The sequence below is a fragment of the Nevskia sp. genome (assembly GCF_023266035.1).
Classification (GTDB): Bacteria; Pseudomonadota; Gammaproteobacteria; order Nevskiales; family Nevskiaceae; genus Nevskia.
Genome location: NZ_JAHFRY010000122.1, coordinates 1 through 8,150 on the forward strand (window position 1 = coordinate 1; position 8,150 = coordinate 8,150).

Genomic DNA, 8,150 nt, shown 5'->3' on the forward strand with positions numbered 1-8,150 from the left:
GACTTGCTGGCGGTCAGCGACGAGGGCGTCTACGCGGCCAATGTCGAAGCGGCGGAAACGCTGCCGCAGGCTGCGCATGGCGCCGCCAGCGAGACGCTGACCAAGGTCGCCACGCCGTATCAGAAGACTTGCGAGGACGTCGCCAAGCTGCTCAAGCTGCCGCTGGCTCGCACGCTGAAGCTGATCGTGGTCAAGGGCGCGGAAGGCGGCCTGATCGCGTTGGCGATCCGCGGCGATCACGAACTCAACACCATCAAGGCCGAGAAGCATCCGAAGATCGCAGCGCCGCTGAGCTTGGCCAGCGATGCCGAAATCCAGGCGGCGTTCGGCTGCGTGCCGGGCTTCCTAGGTCCGGTGTCAGACAAGGTCATGGTGATCGCCGATTACGCGGCTGCCGCGCTCAGCGATTTCGTCTGCGGTGCCAACGAAGCCGGCTTCCACGTCACCGGTGCCAACTGGGGCCGTGACGCCGCCGAGCCGGAAGCGGCCGATCTGCGGATGATCGTCGAAGGCGATCCCTCCCCGGATGGCCGCGGCACGATCAAGCTCTATCGCGGCATCGAAGGCGGCCACATCTTCCAGCTCGGCAAGAAGTACACGAAGGCGATGAACGTCTGCGTGCTCGACGTCAACCAGCAGCCGGTGACGCCGGAGATGGGCTGCTACGGCATCGGCGTGTCGCGCATGGCGGCGGCGGTGATCGAGCAGCGCAACGACATCAACGGCATCCTCTGGCCGGATGCGATCGCGCCGTTCCGCGTTATCGTCTGCCCGATCGGGCTGGACAAGGCCGATACCGCCGTCGCCGTGAAGGGCGCTGCCGAAACGCTCTACACGGAGTTGCTGGCGGCTGGCGTCGACGTGGCGATCGACGACCGTGGCCTGCGCCCGGGCGAGATGTTCAAGGACGCCGACCTGATCGGTATCCCGCATCGCATCGTCATCGGTGCCAAGGGCCTGGCAACGCAGCAGTTCGAGTACAAGCGCCGTGATGCGGCCGCCGCCGAGCTGATTGCGGCGACGACCAGCGCGGTGCTCGACAAGCTCAACGGTTGATCGAAGCAGGGTCCGGCAGCCTACGATCAGGCTGCCGAAATCTTGAGGTCACGAGCGTGCTGATGACGGAAGCTGTCCGCCGAAGCTTCTCGATGCTGCGCCAGTTTGCCGGGCTCTCCCTGCTGCTGGTCGCGGCCTCGGCGTCGGCGGCACCGACCCACGCGCCCGAGCCTGAACTGCGCCTGTTGATGAAGCAGGCGATCGATTCGGCGACCAGCTTCGACGATCGTTATCTCGCCGAGATCTGGCTGACCGACATGTCCGGGCGGATGGCGAGGTACGTGCCGAAGGCGATCCCCGATACCGAGCGGCGCTTAAGCTTTCTGCGCCTGCTGCATGCCGAAGCGACCAAGGCCGGCATTTCGCCGGAACTGGTGCTGGCGACCATCGATGTCGAAAGCCGCTTCGATCGTTTCGCGGTGTCGAGCGTCGGAGCGCTCGGCTACATGCAGATCATGCCGTTCTGGATCGAGGAGATCGGCCAGAAGGGCGACAACCTGTTCCACACGCCAACCAATCTGCGCCTCGGCTGCACGATCCTGAAGTTCTATCTGGCCAAGGAAAAGGGCAGCTACGTGAAAGCGCTGGCCCGCTACAACGGCTCGATCGGCAAGCCGGATTATCCCTATCTGGTGCTGGATCGGCTGACGCGGCGCTGGAGCCGGTGAAGCAGTGGCCAATGGCTGGCGGTCCGTGGAAGGCGACCCGCAGCGGGATCGTCAACTGACCACGAGCCACGGAACACCGATCACTGCTTCTCGACGGGATGGCTGCTGGCGTAATCCAGCGCCTCGGTGACGGCTTTCAGGCTCGGATAGCGCGGCACCCGCAGTTTCTGACCGCTCTTCACCTGGCTGGGCTGCGGCAGCGCCTTGGGGTTGGCGCGCCAGATCAGTGGCCACAGATTGGCGTTGCCGTAGGTTTCCGGCTTCGCGGCGATCTGCCACAGGCTTTCGCCGGTGCCGACGTTGTAGCTGTTGTACGCGGCATCCAGCTCGTCGTTGAGCCGCAGCAAGCCGACGAGGGCGTTCTCCTGCTCGCCACGAGCGGCCGTCGCTTCGAGCTGGGCGATGCGCGCCAGCTGTACATCGCCCAGCCCGGTGCGCTCGCTGGCCTTGCTCAGTAGCGAGCGGATTTCTGTGGAGGTTGGGCTTTCGGCGCCAGCGGCTGGCCTGATGCTCGGCGCGGGTGCTGGCGGCAGGGCAGCTTCCGCGACCGCTGCAGTGATCGACGTCGCCGGTGTTTCGCGCGGCACCAGAGTGGGCAGTTTCGGCAACGGCATCGTCGCCAGCGCACGGCGTTCCGCTTCGCTGATCACCCCCAATGCAGGTGCACTGCCAGCCGCTACGGCTGGTTTTGTGACCACCGCGGGCTTGACTGCCGCGGGTGCACTACTCGCGGCTGCCGTTGTCGCGGCAGCATTGGCAGGTGCCGGGATTGGTTGAGGCGTCGGAGTGGCGGTGACTGCTTTTGCCGGTGTCGCAGTCGTTGCGGCTGGGGTGGCCGTTGCCGTGGTCGGTGCCGGGACGGCAGATTTCGCAGGCGTCACGGCTGGCTTGCTCGCGCTGCCTGCTGCCGGCGTTGCGACGTCCGCACTGACACCCGGCGGTTGTTGCGAAACCGCCACGCTGACCGAAGGCAATTGCTTGGCTTCAGTCGCCGCTGACGGCTTCGCGGCTTTGCTTGAGGAAGGCTTGGGCTTCTCAGCTACCGGCGCCGTCGCAGCTGGCGCGGCAGGCGCTTGGGCATGGCTCGGCAAGCTCAGGCAGGCAAACAGCAGCGACGGAAGCAGGCGAGCGCGGTGCCGGGACAGAAAGATCATGTGGAGCAGACCAGAGGCTTGAGGTGAAAAGGAATCGCGGTATCGGAGATGTGATTGTGCGCGCCAGCAAGTGTTCGCGTCGTCGAGTCAGGACTGACCACCGCAGGCCTTACAATCGCGCAAATTCTGGGGTCTTTAGATGATCGACGTACTGGTGTTGTACTACTCGCGGCATGGCTCCACGGCGGCGATGGCGCGGCAGATTGCGCGCGGTGTGGAAGCGGTCAGTGGCGTGCAGGCGCGGCTGCGCACGGTGCCACCGGTATCGGCACAGAGCGAAGCCGTCGCACCAGCGGTGCCAGAAGACGGGGCGACCTATGCCACCTCGGCCGATCTGCGCGAATGCGCTGGTCTGGTGCTCGGCAGTCCGACCCGCTTCGGCAACATGGCCGCACCGCTGAAGTACTTCCTCGATGGCACTTCGGACCTTTGGCTGTCCGGCACGCTGGTCGGCAAGCCGGCGGCGGTGTTCACCTCGACCGGCAGCATGCACGGTGGCAACGAAGCCACCTTGCTGACCATGATGCTGCCGCTCTTGCATCACGGCATGCTGCTGGTCGGCCTGCCGTACAGCGAGCCGCGCCTGTCGGCGACCGAGAGCGGTGGCACGCCGTATGGCGCGAGCCATGTCGCCGGCACCGGGCCGAAGCCACGCGTACTGACCAAGGACGAGATCGAGCTTTGCCAGGCGCTCGGCCGGCGGGTTGCGACGGCCGCCGTGAAGCTCGCCGCATGAGCATTCGAACGAGTGGCCGTCCCTTGAGCCGTTACGCGCATTCCGCCGTGCTGCTCTGCCACGTGGCGCTGGTGATCGGCCTGTGGCTTTGGGCTACGCCGCTGACCGGCTTTCTGCTGGTGCTGCCGCTGCTGATCGCGGTGCCTGGCCTGATTCGCGGCCGGCGTTACACCGCGGGCTGGATGACCTTGCTGATCTCCGGCTACATCGCCGCGCTGATGTCCGAAGCGCAGGCGGTGCCCTCGCGTCACGATCTGGCGCTGGTGTTCAGCGTCATCGCGGCGCTCGAGTTCGCAGCGCTGGTGCTGTTCGTGCGCTGGTCGGCACGCGAGAACGGCGTCGCCCGAATTTGATTGCTTGATTCGGGGCTGACTTCAGCCCCGATGCTCGCTGGCCAGATACTCTTCGGACTGCATTTCGCGCAGCCGTGACTCGATGCGGCCGAACTCGAACTTGAGCTTGGTGCCGGTATACAGTTCGTTGGCCGGCACTTCGGCGCCGATCAGCAGCTTCACCCCGCGGTCGTAGAATTCGTCGACCAGGGTCATGAAGCGGCGCGTGGCGTCATCGCGGGTGCTGTCGAGTCGGGGTACGCCGGTGAGTACCACGGTGTGATGCAGGCGGCCGAGTTCGATGTAGTCGGCGGCTGAACGCGGGCCTTCGCAGAGCTCGTCGAAATCGAACCAGACCGCGCCTTCGGCAATGCGGCGCGCATGCAGGACGCGGTCGTTCAATATCAGCTCGCCCGGGCCCGTATCGCCGTGCGGCGCCAGCGCTTCGAAGTGGCGGGCAAGTGCTGCTTCGGCACGGGCGTCACAGGGAACCAGGTACAGCTCGGCGTCCTGCAGCTGGCGCAGGCGGTAATCGGTGCCGCCATCGACATTGAGCACGGTGACGCTGCGCTTGAGGATTTCGATCGCCGGCAGGAAGTTCTGCCGCTGCAGGCCGTCCTTGTACAGGCCATCCGGCGGCACGTTGGAGGTTGCGATCAGGGTGATGTTGCGTTTGAACAGCGCTTCGAACAGGCGGCCGAGGATCATCGCGTCGGCGATGTCGGCGACGAAGAATTCGTCGAAGCACAGCACCCGGGTCTGCTCGGCGATTTCGTCGGCGACTTTCTGCAGCGGATCGGCGTCGCCCTGGTAGCGGTTGCGGCGGGCGTGCACGTCGAGCATGAAGCGATGGAAATGGGTGCGCCGCTTGCGGCTGAATGGCAGCGCGTCGAAGAAGGCATCCATCAGATAGGTCTTGCCGCGGCCGACGCCACCCCAGAGATAGAGGCCGGGCACCGCATTCCAGCTCAGGCGGCTGGAGCCGAAGCGGCGCCGCGGTGGGCTTTCGATCAGCGTTTCGTAGACCTTCTGAAGCGCGGCTACGGCCGCTGCCTGCGCGGCATCGGAAACAAAGCCTTCGCGTTGCAGATCCGCCGCGTAACGTTGCGCGGGCGGCGGCGCCAGCTCAGTCGCCGGGATCAGATCATCGTTGTTGCTGCGGCCGGAGCCGAACAGGGCCATGCGATCAGCTCCGGGTTCCGAACGGTGGTGGCGTCCAGTCACCCGCATCCTGATCGCCGCAGTTGGCGAGCATCACTGCGCGCGCCATGCAGCTCAGGGTGTCGGCTGCTGCGCGGCTGTCATCACTGGCCTGCATCGCCGGGAAGCATTCGATTTCGATCGGCGCCCAGCTGCACAGCCGAGCACCTTCGCCAAGCAGGGTGCGCGAGCCGCGGATCACTGCCGGCACGATCCGGGCGCCCGAGCGGGCGGCGATCACGAAAGCGCCGGGCTGGAATGGCAGCAGCAGCGGCGCCGCGCGAAAAGTGCCTTCCGGAAAGATCGCGAATGACTCGCCGGCCTTGACCCGATCGATCAGCGCCTTGGTAGCTTTTGCGGCTTCACGCGGTGCGCCGCGATTGACGAAGCTGACGCCCATGCGGCTGATCACGCGGCCGACATACGGCCATTCGGCGGCACCGTGCTGAACCAGAAAGGTGAAGCGTGCGGGCAGCGCAGCAGTCAGCAGCAGGCCGTCGAGATAGCTCGCGTGATTGCAGATCACCAGGGTCCGCTCATCGGGAAGATGCTCGAGGCCACGGACGCGAAACGGGATGAAGCTGAGCAGCAGCCAGGCGCGCACCGTGAAGCGGCCGATGGCACGGCGCAGTGGCAGCCAGGGCGCGACGATCAGCAGCGGGCAAAGCAGCAATAGCGCGACGACGACAAACACCAGCGCCGAATAAATGCCATGCAGCTTGCGGAGGAGATTCAGGAGCATGCGCGAGGGAGTCGGGGAGCGAACTATTATAAGTCGATGACCGAGGCTGCCCCGACGACGCTGCACCCCGAGGATGCCGCCGGCATCGAACGCTTCTGTGATCAGCTGTGGCTGGAGCACGGCCTGTCGAAGAACACGCTGGCTTCGTATCGCTCCGATCTGAGCTTGCTGGCGCGCTGGCTGCGCGGCCAGAACATCCTGCTTGACGATGCGGACTCGAGCGCGATCAAGGGCTATCTCGCTGCCCGGCTGGAGCAGGCGACGCGGCCGACTCAGGATCGCCAGCCGGCCCAGCGCTTCGGCGCCGGATCGCAGGCCCGCTTCATCACGGTCTGCCGCCGCTACTACGGCTGGCTGCTGCGCGAACGGGTCCGCAGCGACGATCCTTCCACCCAGCTCGACATGCCGCGCCTGGGCCGGCGTCTGCCGAAGACGCTGACGATGCGCGAGATCGAAGCATTGCTGGCCGCGCCCGATTCCACACAGACGCTGGGACTGCGTGATCGGGCGATGCTGGAACTGCTGTACGCCTCGGGGCTGCGTGTCACTGAACTGATCCGTCTGCGCCGCGATGAGATCAATCTGGAGCACGGTGTCGTGCGCCTGATCGGCAAGGGCAACAAGGAACGAATGGTGCCGACCGGTGAATTGGCCCTCGACGCGATCCGCGAATGGCTGCAATACGGCCGGCCGCAGATCGCCACTGCCGATTCCGCCGACTGGGTGTTCCCGAGCACCCAGGGCGGGCCGATGACCCGGCAGAATTTCTGGATGCTGATCAAGCGCTACGCAGTGCAGGCTGGCATCCACTCGCCGCTGTCACCGCACACCTTGCGCCATGCGTTCGCAACGCATCTGCTCGAGCACGGCGCCGATCTGCGCGTGGTTCAGACCTTGCTCGGACACTCGGACTTGTCGACGACGCAGATCTACACGCATGTGGCAAAGGCGCGGTTGAAAGCGCTGCATGCGCAGCATCATCCAAGGGGGTGAAACGCTTGGCCACGGATGGCCGGGAACAGCACCTAGGGCGCCCATGGCCGCCTTACTGCTTGTTATATCGGGCGAGATAGCGGGCATGGCCCGGCCTACGTCTGTGTTGGTCTCCTTTCCCTTTGCGGCGGGGAGAGCGCACGGTGGCTAAGGCCGCCAGACCGCCTCAGTCTCGGGATCGTAAACCGCCAGTCCCAACGCCAGCGCTGCATCGCGCACCATCGGCAACACATCATCGACACGTGACGGCACGATGGTCAGGATCGCGACGTCGTGCATCAGATTGTCCAGCAGCGGGCCGTCGGCCCAGACGCTGCGCTCGATCTGGTCTTCGCGGAGGTCGCTGATGCAGGGATGGCGCGCCGTGACCCGCTCGATCAGTTCGACCAGCAGCGGATGCGGCGGCAGGCCGCTTTGCTCGAAAGCTTCCGAGCGACGGTCGAAATCGTCCCAGACCGCCGCGTCGTCCGCCGGCACCGGCAGGACGCTGAACATCAGCAGGCGGCTCATCGGAGGTCGTTTAGAGCGAGCCTAGAGGTGCAGGCCGCACTCGGTCTTCGGCTTGCCCAGCCAGCGGCCGCTGCGGCCGTCGCCGGCCACGGTGCAATGGGTGCAGCCGATCGACGAATAGCCGCGCGCCACCATCGGATGGAACGGCAGATCGTGTTCCTTGATGTAGGCGTCGCGCTCTTCGCGGGTCACGTCGATCATCGGGTTGAACTTGAGCACGCCGCGGCGCAGCTCGAACACCGGCAGGCCGGCACGGTGATCGGTCTGCCAGTGCATCAGGCTCGACATCCACACCTTGTAGTTCGGCTTGATCATTTCCAGTGGCTCGACCTTGTTGATCGAGCAGCAGAAGTCCGGATCGCGCTCGTAGGTCTTGTCGTCGATGGTGAACTGGTGCTTCCAGTCCTCGGCGCGCACGTCGGCCACCGTCAGCTTGAACAGGTCGATCAGGAACTGCCGGTACTGGATGGTTTCCGGGAAGTGGTAGCCGGTGTCGATGAAGTGGATCGTCTGATCCGGTTTGATCCGCGAGACGATGTGCAGGAAGTACGCCGAGGTCGCCGCGAACGACGAGGTGACCAGCACCTGCGACGGCGAGAAATCTTCGTACAGCTGCTTCAGGCGATCTTCGAAGTTCAACGGCAGGTAGCGCTCGTTGAGCGCAGCCACCTCTGCTTCGCTGGGGGCAGCGATCGTCGGAACAGCAAGCGTTGCGTCATCCATGTCGGTCATCCTGTCGGCTATAGGGCCTGTTCAAAA

The 8,150-nt window shown here is 65.2% G+C and carries 10 protein-coding genes; 5 read left to right on the forward strand and 5 right to left on the reverse strand.

The window, feature by feature from the left end; all coding sequences use genetic code 11:
• Together proS and Q0D45_RS16920 are read left to right on the forward strand one after the other, a co-directional pair.
• A partial coding sequence (gene proS / locus Q0D45_RS16915) for a proline--tRNA ligase (protein WP_293395424.1) occupies positions 1 to 1,056 on the forward strand: 1,056 nt, incomplete at its 5' end.
• A gap of 62 nt (positions 1,057 to 1,118) precedes the next feature.
• A complete protein-coding gene (locus tag Q0D45_RS16920; RefSeq protein ID WP_293395427.1) occupies positions 1,119 to 1,724 on the forward strand; it encodes a lytic transglycosylase domain-containing protein in 606 nt (201 codons plus the stop codon).
• An 80-nt stretch (positions 1,725 to 1,804) separates the two neighbouring features.
• Here Q0D45_RS16920 and Q0D45_RS16925 read toward each other — a convergent pair whose 3' ends face one another.
• Entirely contained in the window at positions 1,805 to 2,374 is a 570-nt protein-coding gene (locus Q0D45_RS16925) for a LysM peptidoglycan-binding domain-containing protein (protein WP_293395430.1), read from the reverse strand.
• Positions 2,375 to 3,017: 643 nt separating this feature from the next.
• On the opposite strand from Q0D45_RS16925, the gene wrbA reads away from it, so the two are divergent.
• Positions 3,018 to 3,614 carry an NAD(P)H:quinone oxidoreductase gene (wrbA, locus tag Q0D45_RS16930; protein ID WP_293395433.1) on the forward strand — a complete coding sequence of 199 codons (597 nt, stop codon included), beginning with the start codon at positions 3,018 to 3,020 and terminating at the stop codon, positions 3,612 to 3,614.
• Complete coding sequence (locus Q0D45_RS16935) at positions 3,611 to 3,967, forward strand: DUF2069 domain-containing protein (RefSeq protein ID WP_293395436.1); 357 nt, start codon at positions 3,611 to 3,613, stop codon at positions 3,965 to 3,967. Before wrbA ends, Q0D45_RS16935 begins: the two co-directional genes overlap by 4 nt.
• A 21-nt stretch (positions 3,968 to 3,988) precedes the next feature.
• On the opposite strand, the gene zapE is transcribed toward Q0D45_RS16935, so the two are convergent.
• A complete protein-coding gene (gene zapE / locus Q0D45_RS16940; RefSeq protein ID WP_293395439.1) occupies positions 3,989 to 5,128 on the reverse strand; it encodes a cell division protein ZapE in 1,140 nt (379 codons plus the stop codon).
• Between the two features lie 4 nt (positions 5,129 to 5,132).
• Positions 5,133 to 5,888 (reverse strand): lysophospholipid acyltransferase family protein, encoded by a 756-nt coding sequence (locus tag Q0D45_RS16945; protein ID WP_293395442.1) that lies wholly within the window; start codon positions 5,886 to 5,888, stop codon positions 5,133 to 5,135.
• Positions 5,889 to 5,924: 36 nt separating this feature from the next.
• Here Q0D45_RS16945 and xerD point away from each other — a divergent pair, with 36 nt between their 5' ends.
• Entirely contained in the window at positions 5,925 to 6,881 is a 957-nt protein-coding gene (xerD, locus tag Q0D45_RS16950; protein ID WP_293395445.1) for a site-specific tyrosine recombinase XerD, read from the forward strand.
• 147 nt (positions 6,882 to 7,028) lie between these two features.
• Here xerD and Q0D45_RS16955 read toward each other — a convergent pair whose 3' ends face one another.
• Complete coding sequence (locus Q0D45_RS16955; protein WP_293395448.1) at positions 7,029 to 7,391, reverse strand: hypothetical protein; 363 nt, start codon at positions 7,389 to 7,391, stop codon at positions 7,029 to 7,031.
• Between the two features lie 21 nt (positions 7,392 to 7,412).
• A complete protein-coding gene (locus Q0D45_RS16960; protein ID WP_293395451.1) occupies positions 7,413 to 8,114 on the reverse strand; it encodes a phosphoadenylyl-sulfate reductase in 702 nt (233 codons plus the stop codon).
• Positions 8,115 to 8,150 lie beyond the last annotated feature (36 nt).